The organism is Micromonospora foliorum (assembly GCF_022229015.1).
GTDB lineage: Bacteria > Actinomycetota > Actinomycetes > Mycobacteriales > Micromonosporaceae > Micromonospora > Micromonospora foliorum.
This window is the reverse complement of record NZ_JAKKFF010000257.1, coordinates 1-21,805: the sequence shown is the minus strand read 5'-3', so window position 1 is coordinate 21,805 and position 21,805 is coordinate 1. Positions and strand designations below refer to the sequence as shown.

Below are 21,805 nucleotides of genomic sequence, written 5' to 3'. Positions count from 1 at the left end.
GGCTGCTGGCCAACCGGCCGCCCGGTCCTCCTACCGGTAACTGGCCTCGCGTCCGCTCCACTTCGGATGTTCGGCGTCCCGCCGGGCATTTCGGGGTAGGTGGAGCTGTCGGACCAGCGATCGACGACGCACGTCCGTCATCTACCCGGTGTCCACCGAAGGTGATTCACTGGCTCTCCTGAGTAAGCAGCGAGCGGACGGACGGCGGACGTTGATGAGGTCGAGGGCTGCCGAGGAACGCGACAAGGGTCCCGGAGGTGGGACGCCCAACGCGGACCTGACGGCTCCCGAGCAGCCGGACGGTACGCGGGAGGCGGTCGCGCTACCGCCTGGCTGCCGGCCCGAGGAGCTGCTGCCGACCAGCACGACCGAGGTAAACGGCGTTCGCATCGCGGTGTTCTCATGGTGGGCGGCGCTGATCGGCCTGGAACTCGTCATGCTGGTGGCGCGTGGGGTGTGGCGGGTCTTCGCCGGTGCGTCGGACCGGTTCGCGGTCACCTTCCTCACCATGACCGCGTTCGTCATCGTGGCCGTCTCGGTGGGCATCGTGACCGCGCACCGGCGGTGGCTGCCCTGGGTCATGCTCACCATGGCGACCATCGTTCTCCTGGTCCTGGCCATCGTCGTGATCCCGGCGGGCTGACGGATGGCGACCTCGTCGCGACGGTTCTTCATCGGATGCGGTACGAGCGCCTACTCGCCCGAGTCGGGTTTTGAGGATCGACCCGAGCTGGTGGACGAGATCCGCCGCATGAGCGACCTGTTCACCCGTTACCTGCCGTACGAGCCGGTGCCGGGCTTCGGGCCGAACCTGTCCCGGGACGAACTCACCGGCCAACTCAGCCGCTTCCTGACCGCTGCCGACCGGCAGCCCGACGACATCGTCGTCTTCTACTACACGGGTCACGGCGAGACGGACGGCGGTGACCTCATCCTCCCCTTCCCGGGGACCACGTCGGACCTGTCCCGGACCGGAGTGTGGGCCAGTGAACTCACGAACTGGTTGATTCGTGGGACAGTCGTGCAGCGGTTCCTGGTCATCCTCGACACCTGCTTCGCCGCGGCGGCCACGCGGGACCTGAGCAAGGGCGCGCTCGATCGTCTCGACCTGCTCGGCGGTCGGGCCGTCAACCCGAGCATCGCCGTCCTGGCCGCCGCCCGCCCGCACGAGAGCGCCGGATCGGGCGCGTTCAGTCGGGCACTCGACGCGGCGGTACGGCACCGGGCCAGCGGTGGCCACGAACCGCGCTACCTGGCTCTGAACGCCGTGTACAACGTGGTCCGCCACGAACTGCCGCCGTGGCAGCGGGCGCGGATCCTGCAGGCCGACGACGGTGACACGGTCACCGAGTTCCTGCCGAACCCCCGGTACAACCAGACCCTGCACGGGCTGAACCTCCGTGCCCAACGCGACCACGAGCAGCAGGTTGCCCGGCGGGCGGAATTCCTCAGCCACGTCCTGCCTCGCGCGCAGGGCCTCGACGTCGTGGTGGAGGGCGTGTGGCTGTTCACCGGGCGGACGGCGGCCCTCCGCAGCTGCGCCGCCTGGCTACGTCGGCCGCCCGGCACGCCCCGGTCGACCCTGGTCGTGACCGGAAATCCGGGTTCCGGCAAGTCCGCCCTGCTGTCCCGGCTCTACATGCTCGGGAACCGGCGACTGCGCAGCCGGATCCCGGTGACGCCCGGGAACGACGAGGTGGACGTCCCGGAGAACGTGTTGACCTGTTTCGTGCACGTGCGTGGTCAGACTGTCGGCCAACTGCTCGCCGCACTCTGCCAGGCGCTCGATGTCGACCAGGCGGCGAACGTCGAGGAACTGTTGTCCGAGGTGGCGTCCCGGGACCAGCACCAGGCGATCATCCTGGACGCGCTCGATGAGGCAGCAGACGTCGAAAGCGTCATGCGGGAGGTCGTGCAGCCCCTGGTGCGGGGCGCCGGCAAGACCAACGTGCGGATCCTCATCGGCACGCGGCGGCACTTGGTGGACCGACTGGGCCGGGACGTGGTCGTCCTCAACCTCGACGACGCGGAGTACGCCGACCAGGAGAGCGTCCGGCGCTACGCCGAGCGGTGCCTGCGCGAGTTGGGGAACCCGAGCCCCTACCTCTCCGTCGCCGAGAACCTCACGCAGGAGGTGGCCAGCGCCGTCGGCAACGCGGCCGGTCACTCGTTCCTGGTCGCGCTGATCTCCGCCCGGAGTCTCGCGCTGCGCGACTATGTCGTCGACCCGGGCGACGCCGCCTGGCGACGCGCGCTGCCCCGGTTCGCGGCCGAAGCGATGCGCCGCGACCTTGAGGACCGGTTGGGCGAGTCGGCGAACAAGGCCCGCGATCTGCTCCTGCCCCTGGCGTACGCGGATGGCGCCGGCCTGCCGTGGGAGGACATCTGGGCGCCGCTGGCCACCAGGCTCAGCGGCAAGGCGTACACGGACGCCGACATCGACTGGCTCATCGAGCACGCCGGCTACTACGTCGTCGAGGCCCTGGCCAACCAGCGCTCGGTCTACCGGCTCTATCACGAGGCCCTCGCGTCGTACCTCCGCTCGAACAGGTCGAACCGGTCGGTCCAGCGGACGATCTTCACCTTCTTCGAGAAGCGGTCCCAGGTTTCGGCGACGACGGGTCGGGCGCGCTGGTCCGAGGCCCACCCCTATGTGCTGGCCAACCTGGCCAGCCACGCCGCGGCTGCCGGAAACCTCGACCGGCTCCTGCTCGATCCTGCCTTCCTTACCGAGGCGGACCAGAACCGGCTGCTCGCGGTATGCGACAGCGCCATGACCGAGGAGGGCCACGCGGCCGGTCGGGCATACCGAGAGGCCGTCCATCACTTCGGCCGGGCCGACCTCCGGGAGCGACTCAGCTATCTCGAACTCGCCGCGCGGCAGCACGACGCGAGCGCGTTGGCCGAGCGGATCGCCGAACAGGGGGTGCAGCGGCCGTGGCGGACGCTGTGGGCCTCGTGGAGGCCACCACACCCGCACCGGATCCTCGGCTCACCGGTCGACGGAGTGACCGCGCTGACCCTGGTCCCCGGCAACCCGGCGGACCTCGTGATCGCCGGAACCCGACGGGGAGCGCTGCACTGTTGGGATCCGCTGCGCAACCCGTCACAGCTGCATGTCGGCCGACCGTACGGCTCCAAGGTCGTCGGACTGGACGTGGTCGAGCTGAACGACCGCCCTCACCTGCTGGTCAGCGAGTCCCAGGGGCGGATGGGCCTGCACGATCTGCCGACCCTGCGCCCGGTGGCTCAGAAGCGGCTCACCTGGTTGGGTTGGATCGAGTCGGGAGCCGCCCTGCGCGCCGGCCGGACACTGATCGGTGTGGCGGCGCTGGGGCGCCGCATTCGCGCTGTCCGCATCTCGGCAGACAACTCGACCGAGCCGGAGATGCAGACGATCGACCGGAGCAGGCGCCGATGGTTCCCACGATTGCGGCGCGCTCCCACCGACGTACCAGAGTTGATCAAACCATTCGTGCACCCGTACGAGTTGACGGCGATTGCCACCACCCACCTCGCCGGCGAACCGGTCATCGTGACCGGCGCGTCGAACGGCTACAGCTATCTCTGGGACGCGCTCACCGGAGCGCAGATCGCCTCCCTACGCCACGACGACGTCCCGACGGCAGACGACGCCGACCTGAGGTCGGTGACGTCGGCGGTCACGGCTCTGCTCGTCATCGACGACGGGGACGCGAAGGTGGTGGTGCGGGGGTTCTCCGACGGTCGTGTCTCCAGCTCGCGGCTGGAGAGGTGGAGTTCCCGGGTGCTCTGGACGGGGCCGGTGGCGAGCAGGAAGGCACACGCCCACACCGTTCACGCGATGACCGCGTTACGGGTCGGGGGCGAGGAGGTCATCGTCACCGGTGGCGCGGACGGGTTTCTCCGCCCGTGGTATCTCGACTCGCTCCGCCCCTTCGGCCCGCCCTGGCGGGGGCACACCGGCGTGATCCACGCGGTCACGACGGGAGTGGTGGAGGAACGGCAACTGATCATCAGCGGCTCCGCCGACGGCACGGTGCGGATGTGGGACCTGGATGCTCGACCGAGGGTCACCGGCGCCTGGCAGGGGCACACCAGAACCATCGTCGACATGGTGGCCACCGCCGTCGAGGGACGCACGGTCCTTGTCACCGCGAGCAGTGACGGGATCGTGCGGATCTTCGACGGTGAGTCCGGGCACATGCTGCGCAGCTGGTTCGCCCACAGCGGTGGCGTCACCTGCCTGGCGATCGGCCAACGGTCGGGCCTGCCGGTCGCTCTCACCGCCGGCCGTGGCGGTGGCACCCGGGTCTGGGACCTGTCCACGGCCGACCTCGTCGCGGAGCCGTTCGTGTTGGAGGGTTCCATCGTGACGGCGCTGACCGCCGGAACGTCGGACGAGGGCGACTTCGGTTGTGCTGGCGACGCGGAGGGGACCGTGCACACCTGGCGTCTGGACGACGGCCAGGCACTGGAGAGTCGGCCTCTGCCCGGACCGGCCCGGGTCGAGCGGCTGGCCGTCCTGTCCACGGCGGACGGGCCGATGGTGCTCGTCGGTGACGCCGACGGTCGGGTGACGGTGTTCCACGGGCAGCGACTCGACTCGGTCGAGTACGTCGACCAGGTCGCTCGTGGGAGGATCACCGCGTTCGGGATCCTGGACGACGACGCGGCGTTCTCCGTCCTGGTCCTCGCCGGCGAGGACCTGACCATCTGGGACGTGGCCAGCGGTAAGGGGTATCGGCGCCATCTCCCCGGCGTCACCTGCCTGGCGGTGGGTGCCCGCGGTCGGGTCCTGCGGGGCTACGCCAGCGGCGTCGTGGAGGAGCTGGCGGGCCCGACCCACCAGGGCAGCGTTCAGCAGCGGTCGGTCGAGGGACGCATCGACGCCATCGCGACCTTCGACGTGGGAGACGGCATGGTCGTCGTCGCGGCGACCGAGGAAGCGGCGCTGGCGGTGTGGCGACCCACCAGCGCGGACGGACCGACGTCGGGGGCGGGACCCCGCCAGGGCGGTGTGCAGGCGATGGCCCGCGTCCAACTCGGCGAGGAACTGGCGGTGATGACCGTCGGCGAGTTTGGCGAGATGCGTTTCTTCCGGTTCTCCGACGGCGTCGAGGTGAAGACGCCGTGGACGGTCCATGACGGCTGGATCCGCTCGTTGGCGGTGCACCGGATCGACGGTGCGACGCACGCAGTGACCGGTGGCGACGACGGGTACGTGCAGATCTGGGATCTGGATCGTGAGGTCCGCCTGCGCCGGTTCTCCCACCGTCCGAACCGGCCGCAGCTCACGGCCGACCTGACCGTCGTGGACGGGCAACGCGTACTCGTCTGCCCGGCGGCCGATCTGTCGTCGCCGTGGCTCGGCATCGTCGAGTACGCGATAGAGGCGTGGAACATCGAGGACGCACCCCGACGGCTCGGCCGTCCGTGGCAGCACCGGGATCCGGTTCTGGCCGTCCGGGTGGTGACCGGGCCGGACTTCACCATCGCGTTCACGGTCAGCGCGGGCGCAATGGTCCAGTGGTGGGATGTGGCCACCGGCCGTCGCCTCGGCGGGCTCCGCTTCGACGAACCGGTGACCTGCCTCGCGGTCGACCTCGGCCGGGACACCGTCTACTGCGGCAGCGGCCAGGCGGTGTTTCGGTGGTCTCTGAGCGAGTGCCGCACCGGACGAACCCGTTGGGGCCGGGGCGGCTTCGCGCAGCCCTGGCGGGTCCTGAACGAACTGGTCACGGCCGTCTGTGTCGAGGCCGAGACGTCGACGGTCGCGGTCGGTCTGCAGAACATCATCGTGGTCCTGTCGCACGAGGGCCGTGAGCGGCACCGGATCGAACTCAACTCACCGGTCGCGGCGGTCGAGTTCGGCGCGCCGTCGACCCTGCTCGTCGGATGCGCGGCGGGCGTCGTCGCGTTCGCGTTGACGCCCGGGTGAATGGGCCACCTGACCTGGAGGAGTTCTGGTGCCGCTGATCGTCGGGGTGCACGGGATCGGGCAGCAGTACGCGAACGCGGGCACCATGCAACAGGCCTGGATGCCACCGCTGCGGCAGCTCCTGCCGGGCTCCGCGGACCTCGCCTGCGCCTTCTACGGGGATCTGTTCCGTCCGCCGGGGCGGCTCCTCGGCGCAGCACCCGTGGACGTCGGTGACGTGTCGGAGAGCGGGTACGAAGCGGAGCTGCTCCGGGCCTGGTGGCACGGGGCCTCCGCGGTCGACGCCGCCGTTGTGCCCCCCGAGGCCCGAACCCTGGCGCAGACACCCGGAGGAGTGCAGACGGCGCTGCGGGCGTTGAGCAACTCGCGCTTCTTCGCCGCCGCCTACCGTCGGGTTCCCGCCGCGTTCGACCGCCTCCTGGTGGCGGATCTGCGTCAGGTACGCCGATACATGCTCGATCCGGATCTACGACGGGAGGTGCTGTCCCGGGTCGAGGCGACCGTCGCACCCGACACCAGGGTGGTCGTGGCGCACTCGCTTGGCAGCATCGTCGCCTACGAGGCGCTCTGCGCGCACCCGGAATGGCAGGTCCGCGCCTTCGTGACGCTCGGCTCACCGATCGGCGTCCGTCAGTTGTTCTTCGACCGGCTGCGGCCGCCACCGCACGTCGACGACCGGGGCGTGCCGCGCGGCCGCTGGCCCGGATCGGTCCGGGACTGGACGAACATCGCCGACGCGGGTGACGTCGTGGCGCTGGCGAAGGACCTGCGGCCCACGTTCGGGCCCGCGGTGCGCTCCTTCCTGGTCGACAACGGCGCGCACGCACACGACAGCATCCGGTATCTGACCACCGCGGAGGCACAGCGGGCCGTCGCCGACGGACTGACCGGGGGCTAGCTGCCGAGCGTGACGTGCAGGATCCTCTCGTTGCTGTTGTTCGGAGTGCTGTCCTTGTCGCCGACGTTGGTGGTGGTCAGCCACAACCCACCGTCGGGAGCCGGCTCGACCGTCCGCAACCGACCGTAGGTGCCACTGAAGTACGTCTGCACGTTCGTCAGGCTGCTGCCGCTGATCACCGCGCGGTACATCCGGGCGCCCCGGGCGCAGGCCACGTAGAGCGCGTCGCGCACGATCGTGATGCCCGAGCAGGACCCCTCGGCGGTGGGATAGGTGCGTGCCGGCGCGATGAACCCGGCCGTACCGCAGGTGCCACTGGTGCCCTCGCACGCCGGCCAGCCGTAGTTTCCGCCCTTGGTGATCAGGTTGGTCTCGTCCATGATCGAGTTGCCGAACTCCTGCTCCCACAGCCGGCCCTGCGAGTCGAACGCCAGCCCTTGCGGGTTGCGGTGGCCGTAGCTCCACACGTAGTTGCCGAACGGGTTGTCCGAGGGGACGGTGCCGTCCGGGTTGAGCCGCAGGATCTTGCCTTCGAGGCTGGACCGGTCCTGGGCGTAGTTGCCGTTCTGCGCGTCGCCGGTGCTGACGTACAGCTTGCCGTCCGGGCCGAACCGCAGGCGACCACCGTCGTGGTACTTGTTCCGCCGGATACCGGTGAGGAGGACCTGCTCGCTGGCGGTGTTGAGTCGCCCGTTCTCCAGCCTGATCCGGACGATGCGGTTGTCGCTCGGCGAGGTGTGCATGATGTACAGCCAGCGGTCGCTGGAGTAGCTTGCCGAGATGGCGAGCCCCAACAGGCCGCCCTCACCGTCGGTGCTCTGCACGTTCGGCACCGTGCCCAGGTTGGTCTTGGCCCCGGTGGTCGGGTTGAGCTGGATGATGTCGTGCGCGTCGCGGCGGTTGTAGAGGACGCTGCCGTCCGGCAACGTCACCAGACCCCACGGGATGTCGGTGTCGGTGGTGACCTGCCGCACCCCGCACACCGGGTTGGCGCACGCCGCGCCGGTGGTCACCGTCGCGGTGCCGCTGCGCGACGAGGCGTTGTCCTGCGCGTCCCGGGCCACCACGTAGTACTGGTACGCGGTGTTCGCCGCCAGACCACTGTCGGTGAACGTGGTCGTCGGCGGCGCGCCGGTGACCGTGCCCACCTTCACGCCGGCCCGGTAGATGTCGTACGCCCGCACGCCGATGTTGTCGGTGGACGCGGTCCAGCGCAGCGTCACAGTGGTGCCCGACGCGGTGCCGGTGAGCTGTTGCGGCGCGGTCGGCGGCTGACTGTCGGCCTGGCAGGGCGGCGGGGTGATCGAGACGGTGGCACTCGCCTGCGACACGTTGCCGGCGGCGTCGCGGGCGTTGACGTACAGGCCCCAGGTCGCCCCGGCCACCACCGTCAGGTTGGTGGAGAGCGTCGTGCCACTCACCGACGTCATCAACTGGCCGTCGTGGTAGATGTCGTAGAAGGCCACCGCGACGTTGTCCGTCGAGGCGTTCCACGCGAACGTCACCGAGTTGCAGGTCAGGCCGCTCACCCGTGGGCTGCCCGGCGCCGTCGGCGGCTGGCTGTCGGCGCTGCCGAGGGACGTCGTCCACCGCTGGTTGGACTGCCCGTTGCAGGTCCAGAGACCGACGGTGGTGCTGTTGGCGGTGCCCACGCCGGTCACGTCCAGGCACAGCCCGGACTGGACGCCGACGATCGTCCCGGAGGTGGTGATGCGCCAGCGTTGGTTGGCGCCGCCGTTGCAGCCGTTGATCTGCAGCGCCGCCGGGGCGGTGGTGTCCTGGCCGACGACGTCCAGGCACATGGTGTCGTCGTAGACCCGCAGCTCACCGCTCGAGGTGAAGGTCCACGCCTGGTTGGCCTGCCCGTTGCAGTCGTAGATGTTGATGCCGGCACCGGCGGTCCTGACGTTGCCGACCACGTCCAGGCAACGACCGCTGGCCACGCCGACGATGGTCGACGGTGCCGCGGCGGCCGCCGGCACCCCGACGGCCAGGCTCAGCAGCGTCACCGCAGCCATCGCCACCGGCAACAGCCGCCGTCGTGGTGGGCGAGAATCTCTCAGCGCGACGACTCGCATCCGTCCTCCAGGCTCGGGGCATCGACCGGCCCACCCAGACGACGAAGCGCCCGACCACGCCGAACAAGCACATCGACCATCAAAGATGCGTTCGGCGCACATGTCAAACGATGTCCCCCGATCGGGGGCGAACGGTGCAGACGCTTCTCCTCCTCAGGTCGTAGGCGCAGTGCCGTCCTACGCCAGATGGATCAGCGCGATTCCTCGAACAGGCTTGTTCCAGGGCATCGGGTGACGCCGTACGGACCTGCTCCGGACACCCGTTCGCCTGGGAAGGCACTCGCAGACAATGCGCCCACTCTTTCTTCTTCCATCCCGGCGACGCCAGCCTCTCGTCCGACTCGGCGCGGTGCTGGCGACCGCGGTCGTCATCGCCGTGAGCGCCGCCGGCTGCGGTGCGCCGCAGCACAACCTCGCACCGCCCATCGACGCTCCGGCGGCGCCCGTCGCGAGCGGGGCGGGTTCCGCCCTGACCGACACCGACGTCAACGCCTGGCTCGACGGGCTGCTGCCGGCCGCGCTCGACCGCACCGGCATCGCGGGAGCCACGGTCGCCGTCGTGAACAACGGCAGGATCATCACAACCCGGGGGTACGGGTACGCCGACACCGGTGCCGGCGGCAACGAGGCCGTACCGGTCGACCCGGACCGGCACCTGTTCCGAATGGGTTCGGTGTCGAAGCTCGTCACCGCCACCGCGGTGCTGCAACTCGTGCAGAGCGGGAAGCTCGACCTCGACGCCGACGTCGAGACGTACCTCGATTTCGATCTGCCCCGCCACTACGAGCGGGCCGTGACCCTGCGGCACCTGCTGACGCACACCGCCGGCTTCGAGGAGCGGATCGCCGGCCTCATCGGCACCGACGGCGGTGACGTCGACCTGCGTCGGGCCCTGATGACCGACCCACCGGAGCAGATCTACGAGCCCGGCACCGTCCCGGCGTACTCCAACTACGGCAACGCGCTCGCCGGCTACATCGTCGAACGCGTCAGCGGGACGCGCTTCGAGGAGTACGTCCAGCGCAACATCCTGGACCGCGCCGGCATGCCGTCGTCGACCTTCGAGCAGCCCCTCCCGGCGGCACTGCGTGACCGGATGTCCAACGGGTACGACACCTCCGCCGCACCCGCCGCGCCGTTCGAGATCGTCGGCACGCCCCCGCCCGGCGCGCTGAGCGCCCCGGCGACGGACATGGCGCGCTTCATGCTCGCCCAGCTCGGCGAGCCGGTGGGCTTCGCGCCCCTGCTGGACCAACCGACCCGCGAGCTGATGCAGCGGCCGGCACTCGACTCGACGTCGCTGGGCACGCTTGCCGACGGGCCCCGGATGACCCTCGGGTTCTTCGCCGAGGACCGCAACGGCCACCGGATTCTCGGCCACGGCGGCGACACCAAGTACTTCCACTCCCACCTGCAGGTCTATCCGGACGACCGGGCCGGCATCTTCCTCTCCCTCAACAGCAACGGCTCCGGCGCGCTGGACAGCCACGAACTGCGCGAGTCGGTCGTGAACGGCTTCGCCGACCGCTACTTCCCCGCCCGCGACGACCAGCGGAACGCCGGTGTGGACCCGGCGACCACCGCCAGGCACGCCGCGCTGGCCGCCGGCACGTACGAGTCCTCGCGAGCGATTCAGAGCAACTTCCTGACGGCGATCGGTCTGGTGGGTCGGACGACGGTCAGCGTCACCGACGGCGACCGGCTGCTGGTGGAGCCGGGCCCGCTCTCCGACTCCCCCGCCCGGTACGAGGAAGTGGCGCCCTGGGTCTGGCGCGAGGTCGGCGGGCAGCGCACGATCGCCATGCGGGCCACCGACGACCGGGTCGAGGCGATCAGTTTCGACTCCGCGTTCGCGTTGCTGCCCGTCGAGGCCGCCCGCGCCTCCACTGTGGCCGTTCCGGTGCTGGTCCTGTCGACCGTCGTGCTGCTGCTCACCGTGCTGTCCTGGCCGCTCGGCGCGATCGTCCGCCGTCGGCTCGGTCGCGCTCCCCGGCAGCGGGCGGGGCGCACCGTGCGGATCCTCAGCCGCCTCGCCGTCGCCGGCACGCTGCTCGCGTTCGCCGGTTGGGTGCTGAGCATCGGCAGCATCATGAGCCTCCAGGACGTTCCCGGGCCACTCCTGCGCACCATCCAGGTGCTGCAACTGGTCGGTCTGCTCGGAGTGCTGCCCGCCGCGGTCCGGCTGGTCGACGACGTGCGCGGCCAGGTCGGCTGGCGACGGATCGCCGGCAGCGGCCTGATCCTGTTCGCCCTCGCCGGCGCGGGCTGGTTCGCCGTGGAGTTCCACCTGCTCGCGCCTAGCATCTCCTACTGACCCGCCCGACCCGGGACGATCCGGAGCAAGGATGCGCACCGCATGAGGGACCACAGCGACCCCGAACCCGGCACCCCGCGACTGACGAAGTGGCTCGACGGCCGGCTCACCCGGCTCGGGGTGACCGGAGCGTTCCCCCGGGACTGCCTGCTGGCCGCGGCGCTGACCGCCCTCACGTTCGTCCTGCTGACCGCGCTGTTCTGGTTCGTGGCCCCGGAGGACGGGGTGTCGTTCGACCCGGCGCGGGCCTGGCTGCTCGTCGCCATCTGCTGCGCGCAGGCGATGCTGCTGTGCCTGCGTCGGGTCCGGCCGCTGCTCTGCCTCGCACTCGTCGTCGGCCTGCAACTGCCCATCATCGGTCTCTCCCTGCCCGAGGCGACCATCCGGGGCATCGCCCCGTTCGTCGTGGCGTACACCGTCGGGTCGTTGCTGCCGGTTCGGCGCGCGCTGCTGGCCGTCGGCGCGGTCGTGGTGGTGGAGTCGATCGGGGCCGCCGTCGTGGTGACCTCGGATCTGCTGACGGCCGTCGCGTACGTCTCGGCGAGCGCGCTGACCTACGCCGGCGCGACCTTCGTCGGCGGCTACGTGGCCACCTATCGGCGCTACGTCGAGTTGGTCCGGGTGCGGGCGGACGAGGCGATCCGCGAGCAGCGCACGAAGGTCCAGGCGGCGATCGGCGCGGAGCGCTCCCGGATGGCCCGGGAGTTGCACGACGTGGCGGCACACCACCTCTCCGGCATGGTCGTGCAGGCGGCGGCGGTCGAGCGGCTGATCGACCGGGACCCGGCGGCCGCGAAGGCCGGTGTGGCCTGGATCCGCAGCCAGGGCAAGGAAACCCTGGACAACCTGCGGCTGGTCGTCGGTGTGCTGCGCGGCAGGCCGGGGCACGAGGGCGGCGACGGCGCCGCCCCGGTGCCGGGGCTGGGCATGCTCGACGACCTCGTCCGCACCGCGGGCAACCTCGCCGGCCCGGTGGAGTTCGTCCGGGAGGGCGAGCAGCGCGAGGTGTCGCCGATCGCCGACGTCGCGCTCTACCGGATCGCGCAGGAGTCGCTCAGCAACGCCCGCCAGCACGCACCGGGCGCTGCGGCGCGGGTGGTGCTCCGCTTCGAGCCCCGCTCGGTGTCGCTGGAGGTGGTGAACGAACCGGCCGCGCCGCGACGCGTACCGGCGGCGCGCACCGGCGGGGTCGGCCTGGTGGGCATGCGCGAGCGCGCCCAGTTGGTCGGGGCGACGTTCACCGCCGGCCCGACGGCGGCCGGTGGCTGGTCGGTCGCCGCCACCCTCCCGACGAACGGTCCCGCCACCCCACGATCGAAGGACGAGGCCCCGGCATGATCAGAGTGATGCTCGTCGACGACCAGGCGGTCGTCCGCGCCGGCTTCCGCGTCATCCTGGAGCAGGCCGGCGAGATCGAGGTCGTGGCGGAGGCGTCGAGCGGGTCCGCCGCGGTCGAGCTGGCCCGCCGGTTGCAACCGGACGTCATCTGCATGGACGTCCGGATGCCGCACGGCGACGGGCTCACCGCGACCCGGCAGATCGTCGCCGAGGCGACCGGGACGCCGCCGGCGGTGCTGGTCGTGACGACCTTCGACCTCGACGAGTACGTCTTCGGCGCGTTGGAGTCCGGCGCCAGCGGGTTCATCCTCAAGGACTGTGAGCCCGAGGACCTGATCGAGGCGATCCGTCGCCTCGCCAGTGGGTACGGGCTCGTCGACCAGGCCGTGACCCGTCGGGTGATCTCGGAGTTCGCCAGGCGTACGCCCGCTCCCCGTTCCGACGCGGCGGCGGCGCACCAGCTGACCGCGCGGGAGACCGAGATCGTGGAGTTGCTCGCGCAGGGCCTGTCGAATGTCGAGATCGCCGAGCAGCTCTTCATCGAGACCAGCACGGTCAAGTCGCACCTCGGGCGCGCCATGGCGAAGATCGGCGCACGGGATCGGCTACAGACCGTCGTGTGGGCGTACCAGAACGGGGTGGTGCACCGGTGACAGCGACCCCGCACAGTCCTCGCCACGCGCACGTCAGGGCCATGCTGGCCAGGCCGCAAGTCCTATTGATTCAATAGGACTTGCCAACAAACGATTCGTAGGGAGGATCCGGGTGACGCTTTCCCTCCCGTCCCGCGCCGCCGCGTCGATCGTCAAGCCACTGTCCCCTCGACTGCTCACCCTCCGCGACGGCAACGCCGAGATGCGGTGGGAGGCGATGGCGGGGCAGGGCTTCGCGGTCCCCACCGACCGGTTCTTCGTCCGCAACCACACCCGAAGTCCGCTGCTGGACGTGGGCACGTGGCGTCTGCGCCTGTTCGGCACCGGCCTGCGGGGCTCGCCGACCCTCGACGAGGCGGTCGAGTTCGACTACGGCGACCTGCGCGCCATGCCCGCCGAGGAGACCGCGGCCGTGCTGGAGTGCGCGGGCAACGGTCGCCGCTTCTTCGCCTCCCAGCAGGCCCACCCCGCACCGGGGGTGCCGTGGGGTCTGGGCGCGGTGGGGGTGGCGCGCTGGCGGGGCGTACGGCTGTCGACCGTCCTCCGTCATGCCGGGCTGACCGACGACGCGGTCGACGTGCAGCCCGAGGGCCTGGACCCGGACTTCGTGACCGGCGGGGAGAATCTCGGCCGGGTGCGCCGCCCGATACCGATCGCCAAGGCCCTCGACGACGTGCTGCTGGCGTACGAGATGAACGGGGAGACGCTGCCGGTCGACCACGGCTTCCCGGTGCGGGTGGTGGTGCCGGGCTGGATCGGCATCTCCTCCATCAAGTGGGTCGGCCCGATCGAGGTCTCGGCGACTCCCCTGTCCTCACCGTGGAACACCCGGTTCTACCGGATGTTCGGGCCCGACCACCCGGTCGACGGCAGGCTCGTGACGACCCCGGTGGTCAAGAGCGCCTTCGAGCTGCCGTGGGACGTCCGCGTTCCGAGCGGCGAGCAGGTGCTGATCGCCGGCCGGTCCTGGTCCGGCAACGGTCCGATCCGCAGGGTCGACATCAGCACCGACGACGGGGCGAGCTGGCGACCCGCCGACCTCGACCCCGACGACGAGGGCGGCGTCTGGCAGCGCTGGACGACGCTCTGGCGCCCGCCGCGGCCCGGCCGGTGGACGCTGCGGGCTCGGGCCACCGACGTCACCGGGGCCGGCCAGCCGGACCAGGCCCGCCCCAACGCGCTCGGGTACCTGTTCGACGGTGTCGTCCGGCACCCGGTGACGGTCTACTGACCACCACCGCCCTCCCGTCCGGATCAGTCGTTCCACTCCTTGGCGAGCAGCTCGTAGGAGCTGACCCGGTCGGCGTGGGCGTGGGTGATCGTGGTGACGAGCAGCTCGTCGGCGGCGGTGACGTCCCGCAGGGTCCGCAGCCGCTCGGCCACCGTCCCGGGCGATCCGACGAACTGGGTGTCCACCCGGTCGGCGACGAGCTCGCGATCGTCGTCGGTCCAGGGCAACGCGACGGCCTGCTCGGGGCTCGGGAACGGGATCGCTCCCTCGCCGCTGCGGATGCTGCGCACCCACGGGCCGTACGGTGCGGCCAGCCGTCGTGCGGCGTCGTCGGTCTCGCCCACGACCACGTCGGCGGAGACCACCACGTACGGCTCGGTGAGCGCGGCCGAAGGCTGGAACGCGGCCCGGTACGCGGCGACCGCGTCGAGCACCGAGGAGGGGCTGACGTGGTAGTTGGCCGCGAAGGGCAGGCCCAGCGCGCCGGCGAGTTGGGCGCTCTCCCCTCCGCTGCTGCCAAGCAGCCACACCTGAAGATCGACGCCCTCCCCCGGCACCGCGTGCGCGTCCAGGCCGTCGGCGTCGGTGTAGTCGCCGCGCAGCAGGGCCAACACGTCGGCCACCTGCTCGGCGAAGGGCGGTGGCTGGGCGCCCGGTTGATGCAGCAGGGCGCTGCTGAGGGCGAAGCGTGGTGAGGCGAGCACCTGGGCGTACGAGAACGGCGGCGGGATGAGCAGTCCGTCGACCACCCGGGCTTCGACCGGTGGCGCGGTGGGCGCGGCGATCTCCCGGGCTGCTTCGACGCGCCGTTGACCGGATCGACCGAGCCCGAGGTCGATGCGGTCGGGGTACAGCGCGGCGAGGGTGCCGAACTCCTCGACCACCGACAGGGCGGTGCGGTGACCGACCTGGACGGCCCCGGACCCGACGCGGATCGCGCTGGTGGCGGCGGCGACCTGCCCGATGAGCACGGCCGGCGCGGAGCTGGCCACCCCGGCGGCGAGATGGTGCTCGGCCAGCCAGTAGCGGTGGTAGCCGGATTGCTCGGCCCGACGGGCCAGGTCGACGGTGTTGCGGAGCGCGTCGGTGACGGTGCCGCCGGCGGGCACCGGAGAGAGGTCGAGGATGGACAAGGGTGTGGAGGGCATGGTGGTCCCCGTTCTGGTCAGGCCGTGGCGGCTGCGGTCACCGGCGGGTGAAAGGGACGGCTGGGGATCTCCCGGCGCAGCACCGGCGCCACCTCGGCCTGGAACAACTCCAGGCTCTCCCGGTGCTGCTTGTCGGTCAGCCCGTCGTGGTCGGCCTGGAGGTGGATGACCTCGTGGCCGAACTGTTCGTGGTAGCGCAACACCTTGTCGACGAGCTGCTGTGGGCTGCCGACCAGGATGGAGCTGCGGTCCAGGGCGTCCTCCAGGGTGTCGAAGACCGGTGGCACGCCGAGCCGCCGAAACGCGGCCAGCCGGGCGTCGAAGATCGGCCGGTACCGCTCGATCGCCTCCTGCGAGGTGCGGGCCACGTAGAAGCCGGCGGTGCCGGCGCCGACGAGGGCGTCAGCTGGGTCGTGCCCGTAGTGCGACCACCGTTCCCGGTAGTGGCGGATGAGTTCGGCGTACGGCTCGATGGGGTTGGTGACGTTGGCGGAGAAGATCGGGTCGCCGTACCGGGCGGCGAGGTCGACGGAGTCTCGGCTGGTGGCACTGCCGTGCCAGACCCGGATGGGCTGCTGGAGCGGGCGTGGCCAGGTCTCGGCCTCGGTGAGCGACGGTCGGTACGTTCCGGACCAGGTGACCTTCTCCTCTCGCCAGAGCCGGCGGAACAGCTCGTAGCCCTCCCGGTTGCGGTCCCACTGGTCCTCGGCGGTGACGTGGAACAGTTGCGCCTGCGCGGCGCCGTTGCCCTTACCGATGATCAGTTCGAGTCGGCCGTCGGAGAGGTGGTCGAGGGTGGCGTAGTCCTCGTACGCGCGCACGGGGTCCAGCAGGCTGAGCGTGGTGACCGCGGTGAACAACCGGATGGTGGAGGTGCGGGCCGCGATGTGGCTCAGCACCACCGGTGGCGACGACGAGATGAACGGGCGCTCGTGTCGTTCGCCGACGCCGTACCCGTCGAACCCGAGTTCCTCAGCGAGGACGGCCGTGTCGACCACCTCCCGGAACCGCTCGGTGGTGCTCCGTCGTCGGCCGGTGACCGGGTCGGGCAGGTGGGTGATGAGCGTTATCAGCAGGAACTTCACGCCGGGACCGTCACTTTCGCGGGCAGGGTCAGGGTCGGACGCATCACCAGGTCGAAGCAGCGGGAGTACGGCAACACGTCGTACGGGGCGAACACCGGGATCGGCGGGGTCACACCGCACCGACCTGGCTGACCGGACGGGCAGGGCCGAGGCCCAGGTTGTCGCGCAGGGTGGTGCCGGTGTACTCGGTGCGGAAGACGCCACGCTCCTGGAGCAGCGGAACCACCCGGTCGACGAAGTCGTCGAGCCCACCCGGGGTCAGGTGCGGCACCAGGATGAACCCGTCGGCGGCGTCCGACTGCACGAAGTGGTTCATCCGCTCGGCGACCTGCTGCGGGGTGCCGACGAAGGACTGCCGGCCGGTCACCTCGATGATCAGGTCGCGGATGCCGAGCCCCTTCTCCTCGGCCAGTGCCCGCCACTGCCGGGCAGTGCCGACCGGGTCGGGATACATGCCGGCCCGGCCTCGGCTGATCGCGTCACCGGAGACGTCCGGGTCCTCGGCGGGCAGCGGGCCGTCCGGGTCGTACCCGGACAGGTCCTGGTTCCAGAGCTGTTCCAGCAGCAGGATCGCGGTCTGCGGGCTGACCTGCTGCCGGCGGATGTGGTGAGCGCGTTCCTGCGCCTCGGCGTCGGTGTCGCCGAGCACGAACGTGACACCGGGGATGACCAACAGGTCGTCGGGTTGGCGGCCGTACCGGGCGAGCCGGGACTTCACGTCCCGGTAGAACTCCTGGCCGTCCTCCAGGGTGCCGTGCCGGGAGAAGATCGCGTCGGCGCTGGACGCGGCGAACTCGCGACCGTCGGGAGAGTCGCCGGCCTGCAGGATCACCGGGTGCACCTGGGGGCTGCGGGGCACCGTGAAGTGCCCGGCGATGTCGAACTGGTCGCCGTGGTGGGCGAAGGCGCCGGGCGCGGCCTCGGTGACGTACCGGCCAGCGTCCCGGTCGCCGACGATCGTCTCCGCCGGCCACGACTCCCACAGCTGCCGCGCGGTACGCACGAACTCGGCGGCCCGGTCGTAGCGCAGCGCGCGGTCGAGGTAGCCGCCCCGACGGAAGTTCTCCCCCGTGAACGCGTCGGAGGTGGTGACGACGTTCCAGGCGGCCCGCCCGCCGGAGAGGTGGTCGAGGCTGGCCAACTGCCGGGCCAGCTCGTACGGCTCCCGGAAGGTGGTGTTCAGGGTGCCGGCCAGCCCGAGGTGGGTGGTGACCGCCGCGAGGGCGGCGAGCACGGTCAACGTGTCCGGGCGTCCGACCACGTCCAGGTCGTGGATGCGGCCTCGCTGCTCGCGCAGTCGCAGCCCCTCGGCGAGGAAGAAGAAGTCGAACTTGCCGCGCTCGGCGGTGCGGGCCAGGTGGACGAAGGACGAGAAGTCGATCTGACTGCCGGAGGCCGGGTCACTCCACACGGTGGTGTTGTTCACGCCGGGGAAGTGCGCGGCCAGGATGATCTGCTTGGGCATGATGGTCTCAGTGCTCAGGCGGTCGCGACGGCGTAGCGGCTGGCCGGTCGGGGCAGACCGAGCAGGTCGCGCAGCGTCCCGCCGGGGTAGCCGGCCCGGAACAGGCCCCGGTCGCGCAGCGCCGGCACCAGTGCGCGGGTGATCGCGGTCAGGTCGTCCGGGAGCACGGCGGGCCGCAGCCGGAAACCGTCCACTCCGGCGCGGTGCCACGCGGCGAGCAGGTCGGCCACCTCACCCGGGGTGCCGGTGACGATGGACGCGTCGGAGGTGAACCGCGCGCCGTGCAGGTCGTCGAGGCGGGTCCGGCGGTGCCGGGCCAGCGTCGGCGTCTCGTCGAGCAGCACGACCAGGTCGGCGAGGACCCGCAGCGGCGCGCCCGCCCGGCCGACGGTCTCCTCGGCCGCCCGCACCTCGGCCACTATCGCGGCGGCGTGCTCCGGGTCGGTCGGGGTGACGAAGACGATGTCGGCGTGCCGGGCGGCGAACGCGTACGGCACCGACGAGTGGGCGAGCGCCGCGACGAGCGGTTGCCCCTGCGGGGACCGGGGCACGATGGACGGGCCCTTGACCGAGAACCACCGGCCGGTGAAGTCGATGTAGTGCAGCCGCTCCCGGTCGACGAAGCGGCCGGTCGGCACGTCCCGGATCACGGCGTCGTCCTGCCAGCTGTCCCAGAGTCGGCGGACCACCTCCACGGAATCGGCGGCTTCGGCGAAGAGGTCGCCGACGACCCGTACGGCGTGCGGTTCGTCGAGCCGGGCCAGGTCCAGGGGTGGGATGTCACGGCGACCGAAGTGCCCGGCCTCGGCCCTGCGCGCGGAGACCCGGGGCCGCCAGCCGGCCCGCCCGCCGCTGATGTGGTCGAGGGTGGCTATCGCCGTGGAGAGGTGGAACGGTTCGGTGTGGGTGGTGCTGGTGGTCGGGATCAGCCCGATGTGCCGGGTCAGCGGGGCGAGCCGGGACGCGATCTGCACCGCGTCGAGGCGGCCGCGGACCTCGTCGACGCGATCGTCCGGGCCGTCGGGCCGCGACGACTGGAGGTCGAGGCTGTCCTCGATGGTGAGCAGGTCCAGCGCCGCGTGTTCGGCCTCGCCGGCGAGGGCGGTCCAGTAGCGGGCGGTCAGCGGCGCGGTCGCGGCGGCGTGCGAGAGCCGCCAGGCGGCGGGGTGCCAGCCGAGGCCGTCGAGGGCCACGGCCAGGTGCAGGCTCTTCTCGGTCATGGGTTTCTCTCCTCCGGTCGGCCGGCGGTGACCAGCGTGGGCAGCGCGTTCAGCAACGACCGCGTGTAGTCGTGTCGGGGGTAGGTGAAGACGTCGCCGACCGGGCCCTGCTCGACCACCGCGCCCTGGTGCATGACCAGCACCCGGTCGCTGAGGTGGTGCACCACGCCCAGGTCGTGGGAGATGAAGAGCAGAGCGGTGCCGTCGCGGGCGCGCAACTCGGCCAGCAGGTCGAGGACCTGGGCCTGCACGGAGACGTCGAGGGCGGAGACCGGTTCGTCGCAGACGATCAGGCTGGGTCGGGGAGCGATGGCGCGGGCGATGGCGACGCGCTGCCGCTGGCCGCCGGAGAGCTGCCGGGGATGCCTGTCGAACAGGTCCGCGCCGAGACCGACGCGACGCAGCAGGTCGACGACGTGCTCGCGACGGTCCGCGCGACCGACACCGGGGTCGAGGTTCTCCGCGACGACCCGCCCCACCGTGTAGCGGGGGTCGAAGGAGCTCAGCGGGTCCTGCGAGATGAGCTGCAACCTGCGCCGCAGCGGGCGGCGGGCCCGCTCCGGCACGCCCGCCCACGGCGTTGCCTCGAAGGTGACGGTGCCCGCGTCGGCGTCGAGCAGACCGGCGACGATCCGGGCGACCGTGCTCTTGCCGGAGCCGGACTCCCCGACCAGGCCGAGCGTCTCGCCCCGCGCGATGGTGAAGGAGACGTCCCGCACGACGGTGTGCTCGCCGTACCTCTTGGTCAGGCCGCCCGCGTCGAGCACGGTGTCGTCGGCGCGGACCTCGGGCCGGGCGGGCAGCGCCGCCCGTGCGTCCCCGGCCCGCGATGCCACGGCGAGCCGGCGGCCCCGCGAGGTCGCGGAGGGCACCGCGGCCAGCAACTGCCGGGTGTACGGGTGTGCCGGCGCCCGCAGCAGCCGCTCGGTGGGGCCGTGCTCGACGATCCGACCGTCGCGCAGCACCAGGACCCGGTCGGCGACCTGGGCGACGACCGCCAGATCGTGGCTGATCAGCAGCAGACTCACCCCGGCGGCGCGTCGCTCGGCGAGCAGCCGCAGGATCTGCGCCTGCACGGTGACGTCCAGCGCGGTGGTCGGCTCGTCGGCGATCAGCAGGGCGGGCTCCCCGGCGATCGCCGAGGCGATCAGCGCCCGCTGCCGCAGCCCACCGGAGAGCTGGTGCGGGTACTGCCGGGCCCGGCGCTCCGGCTCCGGCAGGTGGACCTCGTCGAGCAGGTGGGTGACCCGGCCGGCCCGTTCCCGGCGACCGACGATCTCGTGCGTGCTGAGCACCTCACCGATCTCGGCGCCCACGGTGCGCAACGGGTCGAGGGAGACCAGCGCGTCCTGTGACACCAGCCCGGCGAGGCGGCCACGGACCCGTCGCCAGTCCCGCGGCCGGTGGCCCCGCACGTCCTGGTCGGCCAGTTCGAGCCGGGCGGCGCGGATCCGCGCGCCCGGGCCGGCGAGACCGACCAGGGTACGAGCGGTGACGCTCTTGCCGGAGCCGGACTCCCCGACGACGGCTACGCACTCGCCCCGTTCGACGGTGAAGCTGATCCCGCGTACCGCGGCCACCGGGCCGGTCGGGGTGTCGAAGTTGACGTGCAGGTCCTCGACCGTGACCAGGGGTGCCATCAGCGCCTCCCGTCGAAGCGGGCCTGCCAGCGCCGGCCGACGACGGTCAGCGACACCACTGTGGCGGTGACCGCCAGACCGGGCAGGATGGTGATCCACCAGGCCACCTGGAGGTAGTTGCGGCCCTCGGAAAGCATCGCGCCCCATTCCGGCGACGGCGGCTGCGGACCCATGCCGAGGAAGCTGAGCCCGGCGGCGGCCAGGATCGCCTCACCGAGCCCGATCACCGCGAGCACCGGCACCGGGCCGACGACGTTGGGGAGCACGTGCCGCAGCACCAGCCGGGGCCGGGACCGGCCGAAGGTGACGGCCTGTTCGACATAGCCGGAACGGCGGACGACGAGCGTCTGACCACGGACCACGCGGGCGTGGTGCGGCAGGGTGGCGATGCCGATGGCGACGATCAGGCTGGCGGTGCCGGGGCCTGCGACGGCGATGAAGAGCAGGGCCAGCAGCAGCATGGGAAATGCCGACAGCGCGTCGAACGTGCGGCTGAGCGCCTCGTCGGCGATCCGGTGCGTGAGCCCGGCGAGCAGGCCGAGCAGCACGCCGCCGGTCACCGCGATCGCGGTGTGGCCGGCGAGGGATCTTCTACGCATGCATTCCCGCTGTCGTGAATTTGGATTCGGCTTCGCCGGAGATCAGACGCAGACCATGATCCGATACCGGCTGGTAACTGCTCCTCCCCGGGCGACTACACGGCCACTGGGCCCCCCTGGACCCCACCCTTCCCTTCCGGCACGCCGGTCCGCCGGGCGGGGGAGGATGAGGCACGTGACGCCGCGCCCCCGAGTGCAGACCCACCGTGACGCCGC

At 71.5% G+C, this 21,805-nt stretch carries 14 protein-coding genes; 7 read left to right on the top strand and 7 right to left on the bottom strand.

All coding sequences use genetic code 11. The features are described from left to right. Positions 1 to 214: 214 nt before the first annotated feature. Genes PSH25_RS19470 through PSH25_RS19460 form a run of 3 tightly spaced genes read left to right on the top strand, consistent with a single transcriptional unit; the run spans position 215 to position 6,818 of the window. Positions 215 to 643 (top strand): hypothetical protein, encoded by a 429-nt coding sequence (locus PSH25_RS19470; protein ID WP_238660436.1) that lies wholly within the window; start codon positions 215 to 217, stop codon positions 641 to 643. 3 nt (positions 644 to 646) lie between these two features. Beyond that, on the top strand, positions 647 to 5,920 hold the full coding sequence (locus PSH25_RS19465; RefSeq protein WP_274527674.1) for an AAA family ATPase: 5,274 nt from the start codon (positions 647 to 649) through the stop codon (positions 5,918 to 5,920). Between the two features lie 28 nt (positions 5,921 to 5,948). Next, positions 5,949 to 6,818, top strand: coding sequence for an alpha/beta hydrolase family protein (locus tag PSH25_RS19460; RefSeq protein ID WP_238660434.1), 870 nt, complete (start codon positions 5,949 to 5,951; stop codon positions 6,816 to 6,818). On the opposite strand, the gene PSH25_RS19455 is transcribed toward PSH25_RS19460, so the two are convergent. Further along, on the bottom strand, positions 6,815 to 8,896 hold the full coding sequence (locus PSH25_RS19455; protein WP_238660433.1) for a PQQ-dependent sugar dehydrogenase: 2,082 nt from the start codon (positions 8,894 to 8,896) through the stop codon (positions 6,815 to 6,817). The two genes, PSH25_RS19460 and PSH25_RS19455, sit on opposite strands and share 4 nt — an antisense overlap. 349 nt (positions 8,897 to 9,245) lie before the next feature. Between PSH25_RS19455 and PSH25_RS19450 the strand changes: the two genes are divergently transcribed. The 4 genes from PSH25_RS19450 to PSH25_RS19435 all read left to right on the top strand — a co-directional run bounded on the left by PSH25_RS19450 (position 9,246) and on the right by PSH25_RS19435 (position 14,432). Beyond that, positions 9,246 to 11,210: a serine hydrolase domain-containing protein gene (locus tag PSH25_RS19450; RefSeq protein ID WP_238660432.1), complete on the top strand. Its 1,965-nt coding sequence runs from the start codon at positions 9,246 to 9,248 to the stop codon at positions 11,208 to 11,210. Between the two features lie 42 nt (positions 11,211 to 11,252). After that, positions 11,253 to 12,548 carry a sensor histidine kinase gene (locus PSH25_RS19445; protein ID WP_238660431.1) on the top strand — a complete coding sequence of 432 codons (1,296 nt, stop codon included), beginning with the start codon at positions 11,253 to 11,255 and terminating at the stop codon, positions 12,546 to 12,548. Next, positions 12,545 to 13,201, top strand: coding sequence for a response regulator (locus PSH25_RS19440; RefSeq protein WP_238660430.1), 657 nt, complete (start codon positions 12,545 to 12,547; stop codon positions 13,199 to 13,201). The genes PSH25_RS19445 and PSH25_RS19440 overlap by 4 nt, the downstream gene beginning before the upstream one ends. A 112-nt stretch (positions 13,202 to 13,313) precedes the next feature. Beyond that, positions 13,314 to 14,432: a sulfite oxidase gene (locus tag PSH25_RS19435; RefSeq protein WP_238660429.1), complete on the top strand. Its 1,119-nt coding sequence runs from the start codon at positions 13,314 to 13,316 to the stop codon at positions 14,430 to 14,432. Positions 14,433 to 14,455: 23 nt separating this feature from the next. On the opposite strand, the gene PSH25_RS19430 is transcribed toward PSH25_RS19435, so the two are convergent. The 6 genes from PSH25_RS19430 to PSH25_RS19405 form a co-directional block, all read right to left on the bottom strand. After that, positions 14,456 to 15,580, bottom strand: a complete 1,125-nt coding sequence (locus PSH25_RS19430) for an LLM class flavin-dependent oxidoreductase (protein ID WP_238660428.1) — start codon at positions 15,578 to 15,580, stop codon at positions 14,456 to 14,458. Positions 15,581 to 15,597: 17 nt separating this feature from the next. Next, the gene (locus PSH25_RS19425; RefSeq protein WP_238660427.1) at positions 15,598 to 16,665 is read right to left on the bottom strand and encodes an LLM class flavin-dependent oxidoreductase; all 1,068 of its coding nucleotides are present in this window, start codon (positions 16,663 to 16,665) and stop codon (positions 15,598 to 15,600) included. Between the two features lie 109 nt (positions 16,666 to 16,774). Continuing rightward, a complete protein-coding gene (locus PSH25_RS19420) occupies positions 16,775 to 18,130 on the bottom strand; it encodes an NtaA/DmoA family FMN-dependent monooxygenase (RefSeq protein WP_238660426.1) in 1,356 nt (451 codons plus the stop codon). Between the two features lie 14 nt (positions 18,131 to 18,144). Beyond that, positions 18,145 to 19,350, bottom strand: coding sequence for an LLM class flavin-dependent oxidoreductase (locus PSH25_RS19415; protein ID WP_238660425.1), 1,206 nt, complete (start codon positions 19,348 to 19,350; stop codon positions 18,145 to 18,147). Then, positions 19,347 to 20,990, bottom strand: coding sequence for a dipeptide ABC transporter ATP-binding protein (locus PSH25_RS19410; RefSeq protein WP_238660424.1), 1,644 nt, complete (start codon positions 20,988 to 20,990; stop codon positions 19,347 to 19,349). Before PSH25_RS19410 ends, PSH25_RS19415 begins: the two co-directional genes overlap by 4 nt. Beyond that, positions 20,990 to 21,589 (bottom strand): ABC transporter permease, encoded by a 600-nt coding sequence (locus PSH25_RS19405; protein WP_238660423.1) that lies wholly within the window; start codon positions 21,587 to 21,589, stop codon positions 20,990 to 20,992. Before PSH25_RS19405 ends, PSH25_RS19410 begins: the two co-directional genes overlap by 1 nt. Between the last annotated feature and the right edge of the window lie 216 nt (positions 21,590 to 21,805).